At 75.0% G+C, this 15,250-nt stretch carries 18 protein-coding genes and 1 pseudogene; 14 read left to right on the plus strand and 5 right to left on the minus strand.

The genetic code is table 11. The features are described 5' to 3' along the window. The first annotated feature begins 35 nt into the window (after positions 1 to 35). On the plus strand, positions 36 to 1,322 hold the full coding sequence (locus tag ACGF3A_RS33775) for a lanthionine synthetase LanC family protein (RefSeq protein ID WP_393734241.1): 1,287 nt from the start codon (positions 36 to 38) through the stop codon (positions 1,320 to 1,322). A 59-nt stretch (positions 1,323 to 1,381) separates the two neighbouring features. Next, positions 1,382 to 2,320 carry an aldo/keto reductase gene (locus ACGF3A_RS33780; RefSeq protein WP_393734242.1) on the plus strand — a complete coding sequence of 313 codons (939 nt, stop codon included), beginning with the start codon at positions 1,382 to 1,384 and terminating at the stop codon, positions 2,318 to 2,320. A gap of 4 nt (positions 2,321 to 2,324) precedes the next feature. Here the strand turns inward: ACGF3A_RS33780 and ACGF3A_RS33785 are convergent, their stop codons facing one another. Beyond that, positions 2,325 to 3,092, minus strand: coding sequence for a class I SAM-dependent methyltransferase (locus tag ACGF3A_RS33785; RefSeq protein ID WP_393734243.1), 768 nt, complete (start codon positions 3,090 to 3,092; stop codon positions 2,325 to 2,327). 155 nt (positions 3,093 to 3,247) lie between these two features. Here ACGF3A_RS33785 and ACGF3A_RS33790 point away from each other — a divergent pair, with 155 nt between their 5' ends. After that, entirely contained in the window at positions 3,248 to 3,892 is a 645-nt protein-coding gene (locus ACGF3A_RS33790; RefSeq protein WP_393734244.1) for a DUF1707 domain-containing protein, read from the plus strand. Positions 3,893 to 3,913: 21 nt separating this feature from the next. On the opposite strand, the gene bla is transcribed toward ACGF3A_RS33790, so the two are convergent. Then, a complete protein-coding gene (gene bla, locus ACGF3A_RS33795) occupies positions 3,914 to 4,858 on the minus strand; it encodes a class A beta-lactamase (protein WP_393734245.1) in 945 nt (314 codons plus the stop codon). A gap of 285 nt (positions 4,859 to 5,143) precedes the next feature. Between bla and ACGF3A_RS33800 the strand changes: the two genes are divergently transcribed. Together ACGF3A_RS33800 and ACGF3A_RS33805 are read left to right on the plus strand one after the other, a co-directional pair. Further along, positions 5,144 to 5,836: a FadR/GntR family transcriptional regulator gene (locus ACGF3A_RS33800; protein WP_393734246.1), complete on the plus strand. Its 693-nt coding sequence runs from the start codon at positions 5,144 to 5,146 to the stop codon at positions 5,834 to 5,836. A 105-nt stretch (positions 5,837 to 5,941) separates the two neighbouring features. Beyond that, positions 5,942 to 7,219 (plus strand): MFS transporter, encoded by a 1,278-nt coding sequence (locus tag ACGF3A_RS33805; protein WP_393734247.1) that lies wholly within the window; start codon positions 5,942 to 5,944, stop codon positions 7,217 to 7,219. Between the two features lie 40 nt (positions 7,220 to 7,259). Here the strand turns inward: ACGF3A_RS33805 and ACGF3A_RS33810 are convergent, their stop codons facing one another. Continuing rightward, entirely contained in the window at positions 7,260 to 7,694 is a 435-nt protein-coding gene (locus ACGF3A_RS33810; protein WP_393734248.1) for an NUDIX domain-containing protein, read from the minus strand. A gap of 61 nt (positions 7,695 to 7,755) precedes the next feature. On the opposite strand from ACGF3A_RS33810, the gene ACGF3A_RS33815 reads away from it, so the two are divergent. Continuing rightward, a complete protein-coding gene (locus tag ACGF3A_RS33815) occupies positions 7,756 to 8,046 on the plus strand; it encodes a hypothetical protein (RefSeq protein WP_393734249.1) in 291 nt (96 codons plus the stop codon). Between the two features lie 6 nt (positions 8,047 to 8,052). Here the strand turns inward: ACGF3A_RS33815 and ACGF3A_RS33820 are convergent, their stop codons facing one another. Next, positions 8,053 to 8,610 (minus strand): AAA family ATPase, encoded by a 558-nt coding sequence (locus tag ACGF3A_RS33820; RefSeq protein WP_393734250.1) that lies wholly within the window; start codon positions 8,608 to 8,610, stop codon positions 8,053 to 8,055. A gap of 241 nt (positions 8,611 to 8,851) precedes the next feature. Here ACGF3A_RS33820 and ACGF3A_RS33825 point away from each other — a divergent pair, with 241 nt between their 5' ends. From ACGF3A_RS33825 to ACGF3A_RS33850, 6 genes and pseudogenes are all read left to right on the plus strand, one after another. After that, positions 8,852 to 9,481 (plus strand): GNAT family N-acetyltransferase, encoded by a 630-nt coding sequence (locus ACGF3A_RS33825; protein ID WP_393734251.1) that lies wholly within the window; start codon positions 8,852 to 8,854, stop codon positions 9,479 to 9,481. A 130-nt stretch (positions 9,482 to 9,611) separates the two neighbouring features. Beyond that, complete coding sequence (locus tag ACGF3A_RS33830) at positions 9,612 to 10,241, plus strand: cysteine dioxygenase (protein ID WP_393734252.1); 630 nt, start codon at positions 9,612 to 9,614, stop codon at positions 10,239 to 10,241. Positions 10,242 to 10,597: 356 nt separating this feature from the next. After that, positions 10,598 to 10,723, plus strand: a pseudogene (locus ACGF3A_RS33835) (hypothetical protein); the annotation flags it as partial. A gap of 14 nt (positions 10,724 to 10,737) precedes the next feature. Then, a complete protein-coding gene (locus tag ACGF3A_RS33840; RefSeq protein ID WP_393734253.1) occupies positions 10,738 to 11,532 on the plus strand; it encodes a pyridoxal-phosphate dependent enzyme in 795 nt (264 codons plus the stop codon). Beyond that, positions 11,520 to 12,017 carry a TIGR03668 family PPOX class F420-dependent oxidoreductase gene (locus tag ACGF3A_RS33845; protein ID WP_393734254.1) on the plus strand — a complete coding sequence of 166 codons (498 nt, stop codon included), beginning with the start codon at positions 11,520 to 11,522 and terminating at the stop codon, positions 12,015 to 12,017. Before ACGF3A_RS33840 ends, ACGF3A_RS33845 begins: the two co-directional genes overlap by 13 nt. 4 nt (positions 12,018 to 12,021) lie before the next feature. Continuing rightward, positions 12,022 to 13,443 (plus strand): GNAT family N-acetyltransferase, encoded by a 1,422-nt coding sequence (locus tag ACGF3A_RS33850; RefSeq protein WP_393734255.1) that lies wholly within the window; start codon positions 12,022 to 12,024, stop codon positions 13,441 to 13,443. Between the two features lie 30 nt (positions 13,444 to 13,473). Here the strand turns inward: ACGF3A_RS33850 and ACGF3A_RS33855 are convergent, their stop codons facing one another. Next, positions 13,474 to 14,109, minus strand: a complete 636-nt coding sequence (locus ACGF3A_RS33855) for a hypothetical protein (protein ID WP_393734256.1) — start codon at positions 14,107 to 14,109, stop codon at positions 13,474 to 13,476. A 156-nt stretch (positions 14,110 to 14,265) separates the two neighbouring features. Between ACGF3A_RS33855 and tnpA the strand changes: the two genes are divergently transcribed. Next, positions 14,266 to 14,688, plus strand: coding sequence for an IS200/IS605 family transposase (gene tnpA / locus ACGF3A_RS33860; RefSeq protein ID WP_393734276.1), 423 nt, complete (start codon positions 14,266 to 14,268; stop codon positions 14,686 to 14,688). After that, positions 14,685 to 15,250: RNA-guided endonuclease InsQ/TnpB family protein (locus ACGF3A_RS33865; RefSeq protein ID WP_393734257.1), on the plus strand; the 566-nt coding region annotated here is incomplete at its 3' end. The genes tnpA and ACGF3A_RS33865, both read left to right, overlap by 4 nt.

A 15,250-nucleotide genomic window follows, 5' to 3' on the forward strand; every position in this document is an offset into this window, starting at 1 on the left:
CCGTACGCCCCACCACACAGGACGTGAGGACACCCGTGACGGAGACGACTTCGACGGAGGAGGCCGCGACGGACGCCGTGATCCGGGCCCAGGCCCTGCGCCTCGCCACGGACCTCCTCACCCGCTGGAGCGAACGCGCCCCCGGCCCCCACGGCACCGGTACCGCCGCCGACGACACCCCGCCCGGCGACCCCGCCGTCCCCGTCCTCGCCGCGCTGCTCGCGGAGACGGGCGAGCCGTCGGCGGTCGCCGCCGCGTCCCGCGCGACCGTCGTGTGGGCGCGCGGCGCCGGGCGGGGCGGCGGCGGGCAGCGGGGCCTGTACGGGGGAGGGCTCGCCGGAACGCTCGTGGGGCTGCGCCACGCCGCCGCCGTCCACCCCGAACTGCACGCCGTGGCCGACCGCTTGCGCGACCGCCTGCTCGGCGACGACGCGCCGGGCGGCCCCGCGCCCCACGGCCAAGTGCCCCACGGCCAGGCCCCCTACGGCCAGGTGACCTTCGCCGACTACGACCTCGTCCTCGGCCCCTCCGGCGTGCTGCTCGCCCTGACGGCGGGCCTGGACAGCGCGGCGCCGAGCGTCGATCTCGCCCCGTACGCCGACCGCCTGGCCACCCTCTGCGACGCGCCCGAACTCGACGGCCTGCGCGCGCGGTACGCGGGGCACGAGCTCCTCGACTGGATGGACGGCCGCGTGAACACGGGCATGGGCCACGGCGTCGCCGGGGTGACCGTCGCGCTCACGGCCGCCGTACGCCACCTGGGGACACGCCCGGAGTGGGTCAACGCGCTGCGCAACGCGGTCCGTTGGCTGACGGCGCAGGCGTTCACGGACGCGCGGGGCGTACGGACGTGGGACGGCGCGGGGCTCGACGGGCTGGCGCCGCCGCCCGGCGCCCGTACCCGCCAGGCGTGGTGCTACGGCACGCCCGGCGTCGCCTGGGCCCTGTGGGACGCCGCCGACGCGCTCGGCGACGCGGCGACGGCGGCGTGGGCGGACGAGGCGTTCACGACGCTCGCGGGCGGCTACGACGAGGAGTTCCACCTCTTCGGCGACCACCCGGGGGACCGGCTGGGCCTGTGCCACGGCGCGTCCGGCGTGCTGGCCGTCGCCGACGCCTTCCACCGGCACGCGGCACCGCACCCGGCGGCGAGCCTGCTCCGCACCCGGCTGCTGCGCCATCTCTCCGCCAGGGAGGACGAGTTGTGCGAGCTGTCCGCGTCCCGCACGGGCCTGCTCGGCGGCGCGGGCGGCGCGCTGAGCGCCGTCCTCACGGCGACGGGGGGCACGCGGGGCTGGCTGCCGTGCCTGGGGCTGAGGTGAGCCGCCCCGCTCGACAATTGGCCTAGACCTATGCGAGGTGCCGGGGTACCTTCCACGCCATGACGATCCCTCACCGCACGCTCGCCCTCGGAACGCTGCCGTTCGGGACGAGCGTCGACGAGAAGACGGCCTTCCGGATCCTCGACCGCTTCGCGGAACTCGGCGGCAGCGTCCTCGACACCGCGAACAACTACGCGTTCTGGGCCGACGGCGCCACCGGCGACGAGAGCGAGGCCGTGATCGGCGCGTGGCTGGCCGCGCGCGGCACGCGCGAGGACGTCCGCCTCAGTACGAAGGGCGGCGCGCGCCCCACCGTCCCCGGCGGCGGTCTGGAGGAGGCGGAAGGGCTGTCCCCGAAGGCCCTCGCGGCGGCCGTCGAGGACAGCCTGCGGCGGCTCGGCACCGACCACGTCGACGTCTACTGGGCGCATGTCGAGGACCGTTCCGTGCCGCTGGACGAGACCGTCGAGGCCCTCGCCGGTCTGGTCGAGAGCGGGACGGCGGGGGCGGTCGGCCTCAGCAACCACGCCCTCTGGCGGGCCGAACGCGCCCGTGGCCTCGCCGGTGAACGGGCCCGCCCCACTCATCTCCAGTACCGGTACTCGTACCTCCAGCCGCGCTTCGACATGCCGCTGCCCTCGGCGGCGCATGTGCACGCGACGCCCGAACTCCTGGACTGGGTACGGGCGGAGGACGATCTCCGGCTGTGGTGCTACAGCCCGCTGCTCTCCGGCGGCTACACCCGGCCGGACGTCCCGCTCCCCGCCGCGTACGACCACCCGGGCACGCCCGCGCGGCTCGCCGCGCTGCGCGAGGTGGCGGAGGAGACCGGGGCCACCCCGAACCAGGTCGTCCTGGCCTGGCTGCTCGACCACGACCCGCCGCTCCTGCCGGTCGTCGGCGTCAGCTCGGTCGCCCAGATCGAGGAGGCCATGGCCGCGCTCCCGCTGCGCCTCGACGACGAGCAGCGTCGGCGCCTGGACGCCGCGGGGCAGTGAGCCCTCAGGACGGCAGCCGCGTGGCCACGACCAGGCGGCAGCGCGGGGAGCCGTCGCGGCGGCGGCCGAGTTCGGGGAGGGAGTGGAGGGTCACCGCGAACCCGGCCTCGCGCAGCTCGCGCCGTACGTCCGACAGCGGCCAGGTGCGGTAGTACATGACGAACGGCGGGCGCCACAGCGCGTTGCGCACGCGCATCGCGACGTCGAAGCCCAGCAGCGACCAGTACGCGGACGAGCCGGGGCGCGGCGGCGCCGCCAGCGGGAAGGCGAACCGGCCGCCCGGCCGCAGCACCTCTCTCACCTGCGCGAACAGCGACGGGCGCGCGGACGGCAGGAAGTGCCCGTGCGCCCCGAAGCTGACGACCAGGTCGAAGGCGCCCCGGCGGAACGGCAGCGTGCCCGCCGCGCCGCGCACCCACCCCACCCGCGCCCCGTCGGGCCCCGCCGCGGCGCGGGCCAGCATCCCCGCGCTGAAGTCGAGCCCCGCCGCGGGCCCCGCGCACACCTCGCGCAGCACCCGGGCGCCCGCCCCCGTGCCGCAGCACAGGTCGAGCCCGGCCGCGAACGGGCCGTACGGGCGCAGCGCGCGGGTCGTCGCGTTCAGCACGGTGTCGGGCGTGCGGTACGAGGTGTGGTCGAACTTCGGCGCCAGCAGGTCGTAGCCCCGCTCGACGGACGACAGCGCCTGGACGGCGAGCTCGCGGTACGTGGGCCCCTGGCGGCGGTCCCGCGCGGGACCCGGAGTGGGCTCTTGGGCGTCGTGTACGGACATCGCCGCCCAGCCTATGCGGGGTGGGGTCCGCCGCGGCCGGATCCCGGATCCCACTGCATCTTTCGATGGAGCGCGGCGCGGGGATCTCGTACCGCCCGGCGACGCGCCGAAGGGCGTCCGCGTGGTCCGCTGGAATCCCACAGGAGGTGCACACCATGACCGCCGAACTCCGAAAAGCCACCCCCGGGACCGAGCCCCGCGTCCGCGCCTCGGACGCCGAGCGCGAGGAGGTGGTCGAGCGGCTGCGCGAGGCGACGGCCGAGGGGCGCCTCACCCTGGAGGAGCTGGCCGACCGCTGCGAGGCCGCGTATCTGGCGCGGTACCGCGACGACCTGGACCGGATCGCCGCCGACCTCCCCGCCCCCGAGGCCGCCTCCGCCCCCGTCCACGGGACCGCGTCCGGCGCGACGGGGATCTACCGGTCGAAGGGGGGCGACGCCACCTACGACCGGCCCGAGCCCGACGCCTCGGGCCGCATCACGGCGACCTCGGGCCTGGGCGACCTCACCCTGAACCTCGCCCACGTACGGGCCCCGTCCACCGGCGAGCTCCGCGTCACCGCGAAGGCGTGGGCGGGCGACGTCCGGCTCATCGTCCCCGAGGGCGTGGACCTGCGCGTCAAGGGGAGCGTGCGCGACAGGACCGGCAAGCGGAAGAAGCCGGTCCCGAAGGACGCGCCCCGCGTCCATGTCACCGGGACCGCCGTCCTGGGCGACGTGGTCGTCCAGAGTCCCCGGGGCCGTTCGTCCTGGCGCGAGTGGATCGAGGAAGCGGTCGACACGGCGCTGGACTTCCTCTGACCGTTCCGGGGCTCCGGCGTGTCAGCCCTGGTCCGTGAGCGCCTCGACGGCGACGCGCGCCGCACGGGCGATGAGGGTGTCGTCGTGCTCCGCGTCCTTGGTGTCGCGGCGGGACATGACGGCGAGCACGAGCGGCGCGGCGTCGGGCGGCCAGATGACGGCGATGTCGTTACGGGTGCCGTAGCCGCCGTTCCCCGTCTTGTCGCCGACCAGCCAGCCCTCCGGGACGCCCGCGCGGATGAGGTCGTCACCCGTGGTGTTCCGCCGCAGCCAGTCGGTCAGCAGCGCGCGCTTGCGGGCGGGCAGCGCGTCGCCGAGCACGTACGTACGCAGGTCCGTGGCCATGGCGCGGGGCGTGCTCGTGTCGCGGCGGTCGCCGGGCGTCGCGTCGCTGAGCGCGATCTCGTAGCGGTCGGCGCGGGTGACGCGGTCGCCGAGCGCCCGTAGCGCGTCCTGGAGGCCCCGGGGGCCGCCGAGTTCCTTGAAGAGGAGGTTGGCGGCGGCGTTGTCGCTGTGCCGGACGGCGGCCGAGCACAGTGCCCGCAGCGTCATCCCGGTCCGTACGTGCTGCTCGGTGACGGGCGAGTGGTGGATCAGGTCGCCGCGCCCGTACCGCACCCTTTTGCCGAGCCCGTCGAGCGAGTTCTTGTCCAGCACGGCGGCGGCGAGCAGGGCCTTGCAGGTGGAGGCGTACGCGAACCGTTCGTCGGGCCGGTGCGTGACGGTCAGCCCGTTCCCCGTGTCCACGCCGTGGACGCCCAGCCGCGCGTCGTACCGCCGCTCCAGCGCGGCGAACGCGCGCTCGGCCTTGCGGCGGCGGTCGGACGGGAGCGATGAGGCGGACGGGGACGGGGAGGTGGTCTTCGGGTTCGGGCTCTCGTCGGACGAGTCGCACCCGGCGAGCGGGAGCACCGCGAGCCCGGAGAGCGTGGCGAGGGCGGAACGGCGGGGGAGGGACGCGGGCATGACGGAGCACCTCTCTGGGGGCCAGGAGCGGGGAGCGCGCGCTCTGAGGAGATCAGGAGCCGGGGGCTTCCGTCCAAGTCCGGGCGTGCTCACGGGCGATCCGCTGTCGATATGAGCCCAGCTCGGGGCCCTGGGGCGGATCCCCGGGGCGGATCCCTTGGGCGGATCCCTGGGGCGGATCCCTGGGGCGGATCCCTGGGGCGGGCGACGGCGGTAGCCTGGGGGCGCCTCGTCAGGGGTTCAGACAAGTTCCCCCAGTTCCCGTCCTCGCAGGAGGTGAGCCCGGTGCCTCTCGGCGCTGTCCGCCCCAGTTCCCTGGTCGAGCAGGCCATGGACCGGCTGCGTGAGCAGATCACCGGCGGCCACTGGCCCGTCGGCACGAAGCTCCCCGGCGAGACGACCCTCGCCAAGGAGCTGGGCGTCGGCCGTTCCACCGTGCGCGAGGCCGTACGGATGCTGGCCAGCGCCGGGCTCGTGAAGGCACGGCAGGGTTCGGGCGTCTTCGTCACCGCCACCCGCCCCGTCGAGGAGTGGCCGGACCGGCTGCGCCGCGCGGCGCTCGCGGACGTGTACGAGGTGCGGATGCTGGTCGAGGTCCAGGCGGTCCGGCTCGCGGCCCGGCGGCGCACGGAGGCGGACCGTACGGCGCTGCGCGAGGCCCTGGCGGGGCGGCGCGCGGCGGCGGAGCTGGACGACGAGGCGTTCGTCGACGCCGACATCGCGCTGCACGCCGCGCTCGTCGCCGCCGCGCACAACCCCGTACTGACGGACCTCTTCGCGGAGTTCGCGCCCGTGCTGCGGCGCGGGCTGGTCGAGCTGATGGCGCTCGTCGCGCCGCGCGACCAGGACCCCAACCACGGGGACGCGGAGCACGCGGCGCTGGTCGGGGCCGTCGAGCGCGGGGAGCCGGAGGAGGCGGCGCGGGTGCTGGAGGAGGACCTCGCCGCGACGCTCACGCGGCTGCGCGCGCGGGACTGAGCGAAGGACAAGCCGGTTGCGCCGGTCCTCGGTGCTGGCTAACTTGTCTGAGGACCTGACGAATTCTCGCAGGGTTCCTCCGCGCGTCCCGAGGACTGGACTCCCATGAACAAGGCCCGGCTGGGCTTCCTGGCCAGCACGCACACCGTCAACGACCTCTACCAGGGAGCGGTCCCCGCGCTGCTCCCGTTCCTGATGGCGCAGCGTCATTACAGCTACGCGGACGTGTCCGGCATCGCCCTCGCGGTGACCGGGCTCTCCAGCGCGGGCCAGCCCCTCTTCGGGATCCTCGCGGACCGCCGCCCCCGCGACTGGATGGTGCCCGTCGGCTTCCTGACGGCCGCGCTGGGCGTGGCGGGGATCGGGCTCGTGCACGGTTACGCGCTCACCTGGCTCTGCGCGGCGCTCGCCGGACTCGGCCTCGCCGCCTACCACCCGCCCGCGACCAGCATGGCCCGCGCCGCGGGCGGTTCCTCGCAGAAGGGCATGAGCGTCTTCGCCGTCGGCGGCACGCTGGGCGCGGCGCTCGCACCCGCGTGCGTCACGTTCCTCGTCGGCGTCGCGGGCCTGCGCGGCACGGCGCTGCTCGCGATCCCGGCGCTGGTGACGGCGCTGGTCTGGGCCGCGCGGTCCGTACGGTCCCCACGGCCGCGGCGCGGGAGGGCGCCCGAAGCGCCGCCGGGATCTTCAACGCGCCGCCCCGCGCGAGGAGTCGAGGGAGACGCGGGAGACGCGGGGGACGCGGGAGTCGCGCGGGACGACTGGCGGGCGTTCCGCAGGCTCGTGGCGACGGTCGTCGGCTGGTCCATCCCGTACGTCACCGTCACGGCGCTCGTCGCCCTGCACGCCGAGCGCACGCTGCACGTGGGACCGGGCAAGGGCGCGGCCGTCCTCACCTCGTTCACCGCGGCGGGCGCCGTGGGCACGCTGCTGGGCGGCTGGGCCGCCGACCGCCACGGCCGTACGGCCACCGTGCGCGCCGGATACGTGCTGAGCGTCCCCGCGCTGGCCGGGGTCGTCTGGGCCCCGGACTTCCCGTTCCTGGTGGCCGCGACGGTGCTGAGCGGCGCGGCCCTCTTCGTCCCGTTCGCCCCGCAGGTGACGCTCGCTCAGGACTACCTCCCCACCCGGCCCGGCACCGCCAGCGGGCTCACGCTCGGGCTGACGATGTCGGCGGGCGGGCTGTGCTCGCCGCTGTTCGGCATGCTGGCGGACGCCCACGGCCTGCGGACCGCGCTCGGCGCCGCACTCGCCGTCTTCACGGTCGCGGTCCTGGGCGCGGCCGGCCTGAAGGAGCCACGCCCGTACGGGCACCCGGTGTCCGTACGGGACAAGCCGGAGCCGGAGCCGGAGCCGGACGGCGCGGCGGCCGGGAAGCGGTGAACGGAGGGGAGGGAGCCGCTACGACCCCCTGCACTCCGACTCATGCGCGGCGTCGGCGGCCTCTGCGCGGGCGCGGGCGCCACGCCCTGACCGACCGCTTGTACCCGTCGGGCATCCGCAGCCCCTCGACCTCCGCCGCCGTGAACAGCCCGAGCGCCGCGTGCTCGTGACTGAGCACGGGCTCAGCCCCCGGAGTCAGCAACGCGCACCCGTACGTGACGATCAGGACGCGGCTCCCGGGACGGGTACGGGGGAACGGCTGGTAGATCCAGGTGTCCAGCAGCGGCCCCACCGCGACCTGCCAGCCGGTCTCCTCATGGATCTCCCGCTCGACGGCGGCCTCGGGCGAGGCGTCGGCCTCCTCGAGCCGCCCGCCGGGCAGCTCCCACTCGTCGCGCTCGTTGCGCAGCAGGAGCACCCGCTCCCGCGGATCCAGAACCACACCCTTCACCGAGACGGGCCACGTACGTGACATGGGGGTCGACTCCCAGTGTTCGGGGACTCGGTGGCTCGCCCCGCAGATTACGGTCTCCGGCATGGACGTACGAGGAGTCGACCCCCGGGACACCGCCTGGGAGGACGAGGAGCCGCGGTACCGGGTGTACTGCTGGGACCGGCGGCGGGTGTGCGCGGACGAGTACGAGGTACGGGGTGCGGCGGACGTCGACGAGGTGCTGGCGTGGGCGCGGGCGCGCGTGACGGAGCGTGCGGAGGGCGCGGAGGGCGTGGAGCTGACGTACACCGTGTACGTCCTCGTGGAGCCCGACGGGCCGGGGAGGCCGGGGCTGGTGCGGCTCGCGGGGGTCAGGGGCGATCCGTTCGCCTGAGCTCGCTCAGAGCGTGGCCTTCCCGGCGGCGTGGGCGACGATCGTGGCGGCCGTCTCCTCGGGGGTGAGGTCCGAGCTGTCGAGCCACCAGCCGACGTCGCCCAGCTTCTCCTCCATCGCGCGGTAGAGCGGCGCGATGGGGTAGCCGATGCGCTCCTCGGGCGCGCGGGCGGCGTTGCGGCGCTCGCAGACCTCGGGCGAGGGGGCCAGCACGACGAACCGCACCGGGCGGGGGCGGAGCAGCCCCGTCATCAGGTCCAGCACCTCGCGGTCGGCGACGACGTGTTCGAGGACGGGCGTGATGCCCGCGTCGGCGAAGTTCGCGGCGAGGGAGCACATGTTGCGGGCGCAGAGCAGCACTTGACGGCGGGACTCCTCGGAGGGCGTGCCGTTGAAGCCGACGCGGCCGCTCTCGACCATGTACGAGAGGACGTCGCCGTTGACGCGCGCGGCACGCGCGTGCCGCGCGGCGACCAGGGGCGCGACCGTCGACTTCCCCGCGCCCGGCATGCCGGTGAGGATCAGGCAGGCGGGGGTCGCTGACGCTCCGTCGGATGCGCTCATTCCGTATTCCCTTTCCCCTGCGGCCGTCCCGCACGGCATCCTCGCAACACGGGTCACGGGCGCGCATCCGATTTCCGGGGGCGCATCCGGGTTCCGGGCGCGGGCACGCGCGCGGGCACGACCGCCGGGTCTTGATCGTTAAGGCCGGTGACCCGCCGCAGAGCGAGTCACGACGTGCGACACGAGGTGCGACACGACGTGAGACACGACGTGCGACACGACATGAGAGGAAGCGAAGCCGATGAACGACCTCGCCACCGGGCACGACGCCCGCGCCCGCCCCGGCGTACGGCCCGCCGTGCCCGACGACGTACCGACCGCGGTGACCACGCTCACCAGCGCCTTCGCCGACTACTCCTTCACCCGGCACGTGATCTCCGCCGAGGACCACGAGGAGCGCGTGGCCCGCTTCCAGGAGCTGTTCCTGACCCGTGTCGGCCTGGTGTACGGGCGGGTGTGGGTGGCCGACGGCGCGCGCGCCGTCGCCGTGTGGACCACACCCGAGCGCGACCCGAGCCCGGCCTTCACCGAGATCGGCCCCGAACTGGGCGAGCTCGCGGGCGAGCGCGCGTTCGCCTTCGACTCCGCCGAGCGCGCCCTGGACCCGTACCGTCCCACCGAACCCGCCTGGTTCCTCGGCACGGTCGGTGTGGCCCCCGGCGCGCAGGGGCGGGGGCTCGGCACGGCCGTCATACGCCCGGGCCTCGACGCCGCCGACCGCGCGGGGCAGCCCGCGTTCCTGGAGACCTCGACCGAGAGCAACGTACGGTTCTACGAGCGCCTCGGCTTCGCCGTCACCGGCGAGGTCGAGCTGCCCGACGGCGGCCCCCGGACGTGGGCGATGCTGCGGCGCCCTGGCGGCGGCGCGTAACCCCCCCCAATTCCCGGAGTGCGGCGGGCCCTGGCCCTTGTTAATCTGCCGGGAAAGCGGATCGTTTCTCGCGGTGTTCGGAAACTCTCCAGCAGCTCGCGGAAAAACCGCCGGGCGGAACGGAGTTGCCGTGGCGATACCGACGGATTCCGCGCCCGCCCAGGCGGAGAGCGGGAATCTCCGGGCCCTGGTCGCGTCCGTACGCGAGGCGCTGCGCGAGGCCGTACGGGAATCCACCGCCGACGGCCCGGAGTTGCGGGCCGCGCGCGTGGCGGAGCGCCTGCGGCCCTTCCTCTCCGCACCGGCGCTGCTGGCGCCGGAGCAGCGCGAGGGCGACCCGGCCGGATACCGGCAGCACCTGCTGCACGCCGAGCCCGCCGAGCCCGCCGAGCACGCCGAGCGCGCCGATCTGGACGGCTCTGTCGGCGCGTTCTCCGTCGTCGCGCTCGTCTGGCTGCCCGGCCAGGAGACCCCCGTCCACGACCATGTGGCGTGGTGCGCCACGGGCGTGTACGAGGGGTGCGAGGACGAGCGGCGGTTCCGCCCGGCGGGCGGGGCGCTGGAAGTCGCGGGGAGGCGCGTCAACCGCGCGGGGGACGTGAGCAGCCTGGCGCCGCCCGGCGACATCCACCTGGTTCGCAACCCGGGCCCGGGACGGGCGGTGTCGCTGCACGTCTACGGCGCCGACCTCGGCCGCCTCGGCACGAGCGTCCGCCGCGTCTACCCGCCCGGGGCCCTGCGGGACGGCGGCGCCCCATGACCGGATCGACCGGAACAGGCACGCGCGTCCCCCTCCGCCACGCCCTGCGCTATGCCCTGCACTACGCGCTCCGCTGCGCCGGATGCGGGTGCGACGTACCGGACGACGGGCTGGCGTCGGCCTGCCCCGTCTGCGGGGACGGCGCACTGCTGCGCACCCGGTACGCGGACGGCGCGTTCCCCGTCGACCCGGCGGCGTCCGGCATCTTCCGGTACGCGCGCTGGCTGCCCGTACGGCGCGAGGTCCCGGGCTCCTGCCTCCCCGCCGTCTACCGCAGCGAGAGGCTCGCCGCCGCGCTCGGCCTCACCGAACTGTGGATCTCCTTCAGCGGCTACTGGCCCGAAAAGGGCTGCCATATGGAGACCGGTACGTTCAAGGAACTTGAGGCCCGTACCGTATTGGCCCGCATTCCCGAGAACGCGGGAACCCTCGTGGTCGCGTCGGCGGGAAACACGGCCGCCGCATTCGCCGCCGCGTGCCGCGATTCCGGTACGCCGTGCCTTCTCGTCGTTCCCGAATCCGCGCTGCGGGCCCTGGAATTCGGAATGCGGGGGAGGGGGAACGGGCACTCCGTCGTCCGGATACGGGGCCTCCCGAACTCCTCCTACGACGACGCGATCGCGTGCGCCGCGAGGCTCGTCGCCTCGTCCCCGCGTACGTCGGCGAGGGCGGCGTCCGTAACGTCGGCCGCAGGGACGGCCTCGGCGTCGTCGCGCTCGCCGCGTACGAGGCGATGGGGTGCCTGCCCGACGTCTACGTCCAGGCCGTGGGCAGCGGCGCGGGGGCGCTCGGCGTGCACGAGGCGGCGAGCCGGATCCTCGCCGGGGGCGGCGGGCCAGGCCTGCCGCGCCTCGTCCTCTGCCAGAACGCCGCGTACGCACCGCTCCGGCAGGCGTGGCACGGCGGTCGTACGCCGCTGGGGCGCGCCCCGTCCGCGTACGCCCCATCCGCGCACGCCCCGTCCACGTACGCCCCGTCCACGTACGCCCCCGAACTCCTCAACTCCGCCCCTCCCTTCGCCACCGCGGGCGGCGTGCGCGACGCGCTGCGCGCCTCCGGCGGCACCGTCCTCGTCGCGGACGAGGGCGCGGCCCGCCGTGCCGCCGCGCTCTTCGAGGAGTGCGAGGGCATCGACATCGAGCCCCCGGCCGCCGTCGGCGTCGCCTGCCTGCGGGCGGCCGTGCGCGAGGGACGCGTCGCACCCGGAGCCCGCGTCCTGCTCAACGTGACGGGCGGCGGCCGTGCCCGCCTGACCCGTCCGCCCCGGAGGTCCGGCCCGTGCCCGCCATGAACGAGGACGAGGCGCGGCGCCGCTTCGCGGCTGAGCCGGTCGCACGCCTGGCGACGGTGGACGAGGAGGGGCGGCCCCACCTCGTCCCGGTCGTCTTCGCCGTACGCGGCCCTGACGACGGCGGGCGTGCCGAGATCGTCACGGCGGTCGACGCGAAGCCGAAGTCGACGCAGCGGCTGAAGCGCCTGCGGAACATCGCCGCGCACCCGTCCGTCTGCCTCCTCGCCGACGCCTACGACGCGGACTGGACCCGCCTGTGGTGGGCACGCGCCGACGGCGAGGCCCACGTCGTACCGCCCGGCGACGGCGCGGCGCACGCCGCCGCCGTCACCGTGCTGCGCGCGAAGTACGCCCAGTACGCGGACCGGCCCCCGACGGGCCCCGTGATCCTCGTCGCCGTACGCCGCTGGCTGGGCTGGCGCGCGTCGCCCCTGCCGGGCCCGCCGGGGCGGTGGAGTCTCCAGCGAGGGGAGACGTCAGAGTGAGCGCATGAACGGTGACGCGCTTCTCGCGATCGGCGAACTGGCCCAGCGCACAGGGATCCCGGTCAAGACCATCCGCTACTGGTCCGACCGCGGCCTGATGCCCCCGGCGGGCCGCAGCCCCGCCGGATACCGGCTGTACGACGGGGAGGCCGCCGCCCGCCTCGACCTGATACGGACGCTCCGCGCCCTGGGCGTCGGCCTCGACTCCGTCCGCGGGGTCCTCGACCGCGAGACGACCTTCCCCGAGGTCGCCGCCGCGCACGCCGAGGCCCTCGCCGTCCAGATCCGCGCCCTGCGCCTCCGCCACGCCGTACTCACCGCGGCCGCCGAGTCCGCCGCCGCTCCCGAGGAGCTCGAAGAGCTCCACCGCCTGGCCACCCTCCCCGAAGCCGAACGCCACCGCCTCGTCGACGACTTCCTCGCCACGGTCCTCACCCCCGACGGCGAGCCCCCTACGCCCTTCGCTCCCCTCGCCGCCTCGCTGCGGCCCGAGCTTCCCGCAGAGCCCACGCCCGAGCAGATACGGGCGTGGGCCGAGCTCGCCGGGCTCGTCCGGGAAAACGGTTTCCGGGCGAGTCTGCGCGGGATGGCGGACGAGTACGGCGCGGAGCACCCCGCGTCCGTTCCGCCCCGCGCGGACATCGTGGCGGTGGCGTGCGACCTGGCGGGCCCGGCGCTCGCGGCGGGGACCGACCCGGCGGCGCCGGAGGCGGCGGCCGTGGCCGACGCGCTCGCCGCGCACCAGGCCACCCTCCTCGGCAGGCCCGACGGCCCGGACCTGCGCCACCGTCTCGCGGCACGCCTCGAACGCGCGGCCGATCCGTGCTGGGAGCGGTACCTCCGCCTCCTCGCCGTCGTCAACGGCTGGCCCGCGCCCGAAAGCCGGAGCCCCGCGTTGGCCTGGTCGGTCCAGGCCCTGCGCACACTCCGCACGGACACCCTCGTACTGCGCCCGTGGCGCGACGAGGACGCCCCGGCCGTGGCATCGGCCCACCGCGGCGACCCGGCACTCCGCCGCTGGGCCACGCACCGAATGGAGGACGATCCGGCTGCGCTCGACTGGATCCACGCCCAACGGGACGCCTGGACGGAGGAAACCCGGCACGCCTTCGCCGTCGCCGAACCCGGCCCGGAGGGCGCGTTGCTGGGCGGCGTCGTCCTCAAGCGCCCCGGCGAGGTGGGCTACTGGACGGCCCCCGAGGCCCGCGGCCGCTCCGTCGCCCCCCGCGCCCTGGCAGCCCTCACGGCCTGGGCCTTCACCGCCCTGGCCCCGCACGCCCCGGACCGCCTCGAACTCCTCCACCAGGCCGACAACACCGCCTCCTGCCGCGTCGCGGAGAAGTGCGGCTACCCCCTCACCCACCACCTCCCGCCTGCCCCGCCCGCCTATCCCGAGGAGGGCCACGTGCACGTGCGCGAGCGCTGAGAAGAGCCGAGAGGAGAGGCGAGGCGGGGTTCAGAGGCCGAGGCGGACGCCCTGGGGTGCGTGTTCGCGGGCGGCGGTGGCCAGTTCGGGGAGGTCGACGCCGCGGTGGAAGCGGAGGAGGAGCACGGCGTCCTCGTCGGTGCGGCGCCAGGAGGCGAGGGCGCTCAGGGTGCGTTCGGCCTCGGGGGCGGCGCCGGGGACGAGCCAGAGGCGGAGCCAGTCGGGTTCGAGGCCTTGGGCGCGGCGGCGCTGGTAGGCGGTCCACTGGTTGCCGGGCAGGCGGACGCGGGCGTGGCCGGTGTCGAGGCGGCGCACGTGGCGCCAGGGGACGTGGAACGGGGCGCCGCCGTCGCAGCGCACCAGGATCCCGCGGGCGTCGAAGCCGACCGCGTCCGGGCGGGTGTGCTCCCAGGCGCGGCGGCGCAGCGCGGGCACGGTCAGGGAGCCGAGCACCGCGCAGCCGCCCACCGCCGCGACGGCACCGCCGCCCGTACCGCCGCTCGCGGCGACCCCCGCCACGGCCAGGACCGCCAGCACGGCGACGGCGGCCCATGGCGGGACCACCGGCCTGGGGCCCGGCTCGTGAACGAACAGGGCGCCCGGCCCGAAGTCGGCGGGCGGTGTGAAGGCTCGGTGCGGCCCCCGCGGGTCCTGCGTGTTCTCCATCAGAACCTGGCCGGGGGGCGCCCCGCTTTAGCGGGGTGGGGAATGGTTTCTGAGTCCTGCTTTGATGTCAGCGGTGTGCATGGATCCATGGTTTTCACCTGAGCCGTCCTTTCTGCCGCACTAGACCTGTGGCGTGTCTATATTGATCGCGTGACTGTGACCAGGAAGGTTCGCCGATTCTCCGGCGGCGTGTATGACCTTGGGCTCCACGTGGTGTGGTGCCCGAAGTACCGCCGTCCGGTCCTCGGCGGCCGGGTCGCGGAACGACTGGAGGAACTGATCCGGCAGAAGGCGGAGGAGCGCGGCTGGGAGATTCTCGCCCTTGAGGTGGTGCCCGACCACGTCCATCTGTTCGTGCAGCACGACCCGAAGTCGTCGGCCTCGTACGTGGCCAACCAGTTCAAGGGCTTCACCTCCCGCGTCCTGGGTGAGGAGTTCCCGCACCTGAAGTCGCGGATGCCCACCTTGTGGTCGTCGTCGTACTTCGCGGCGTCGGCCGGCGCCGTCTCGGCGGCGACGGTCGAGAAGTACATCGACACCCAGTGGGAACGCCCGTGGAAGAAGGGGGAGGGCTCGTGATCCGCGCGTACAAGTTCCTCCTGCGTCCCACGGCCCGTCAGGCGGTCTCGCTGGGCGAGATGCTGCGTGACCACTGCTCGCTCTACAACGGCGCCCTTCAAGAGCGGCGCGACGCCTACCGGCACGCCTCGAAGACGACCGTCAGGTACGGGGATCAGTCCGCGCAGCTCAAGGAGATCCGCGCGTGTGACCCCGGGCGGCAAGGGCGCTGGTCGTTCTCCTCGCAGCAGGCCACCCTGCGCCGCCTGGACAAGGCGTTCCAGGGGTTCTTCCGCCGCGTGAAGGCCGGGCAGGCCCCGGGCTACCCGCGCTTCAAGGGCGTCGGGCACTTCGACACTGTCACCTTCCCCAGGGACGGTGACGGCTGCCGCTGGGACTCGGCGCCCCAGGATCCGCAGACCCGCGTCCGCCTCCAGGGCGTGGGGCATGTCCGCGTGCACCAGTACCGGCCCGTGCAGGGCCGCGTGAAGACGGTCAGCGTGAAGCGTGAAGGTAACCGCTGGTACGTCGTCCTCGCCTGCGACGAGGTGGCCGCCGAGGAGCTGCCGTCCACGGGGGCGAT

This window comes from Streptomyces sp. NPDC048172 (assembly GCF_043202595.1).
Lineage (GTDB): Bacteria > Actinomycetota > Actinomycetes > Streptomycetales > Streptomycetaceae > Streptomyces.

Excerpts from the sequence above, each read along its gene's own strand:
- ACGF3A_RS33810 (WP_393734248.1), bottom strand. The coding sequence starts at position 7,694 with ATGTCACGTACGTGGCCCGTCTCGGTGAAGGGTGTGGTTCTGGATCCG.
- ACGF3A_RS33805 (WP_393734247.1), top strand. The coding sequence starts at position 5,942 with ATGAACAAGGCCCGGCTGGGCTTCCTGGCCAGCACGCACACCGTCAAC.
- ACGF3A_RS33855 (WP_393734256.1), bottom strand. The coding sequence starts at position 14,109 with ATGGAGAACACGCAGGACCCGCGGGGGCCGCACCGAGCCTTCACACCG.
- ACGF3A_RS33820 (WP_393734250.1), bottom strand. The coding sequence starts at position 8,610 with ATGAGCGCATCCGACGGAGCGTCAGCGACCCCCGCCTGCCTGATCCTC.
- ACGF3A_RS33825 (WP_393734251.1), top strand. The coding sequence starts at position 8,852 with ATGAACGACCTCGCCACCGGGCACGACGCCCGCGCCCGCCCCGGCGTA.
- ACGF3A_RS33780 (WP_393734242.1), top strand. The coding sequence starts at position 1,382 with ATGACGATCCCTCACCGCACGCTCGCCCTCGGAACGCTGCCGTTCGGG.
- ACGF3A_RS33785 (WP_393734243.1), bottom strand. The coding sequence starts at position 3,092 with ATGTCCGTACACGACGCCCAAGAGCCCACTCCGGGTCCCGCGCGGGAC.
- ACGF3A_RS33850 (WP_393734255.1), top strand. The coding sequence starts at position 12,022 with ATGAACGGTGACGCGCTTCTCGCGATCGGCGAACTGGCCCAGCGCACA.
- bla (WP_393734245.1), bottom strand. The coding sequence starts at position 4,858 with ATGCCCGCGTCCCTCCCCCGCCGTTCCGCCCTCGCCACGCTCTCCGGG.
- ACGF3A_RS33790 (WP_393734244.1), top strand. The coding sequence starts at position 3,248 with ATGACCGCCGAACTCCGAAAAGCCACCCCCGGGACCGAGCCCCGCGTC.
- ACGF3A_RS33815 (WP_393734249.1), top strand. The coding sequence starts at position 7,756 with ATGGACGTACGAGGAGTCGACCCCCGGGACACCGCCTGGGAGGACGAG.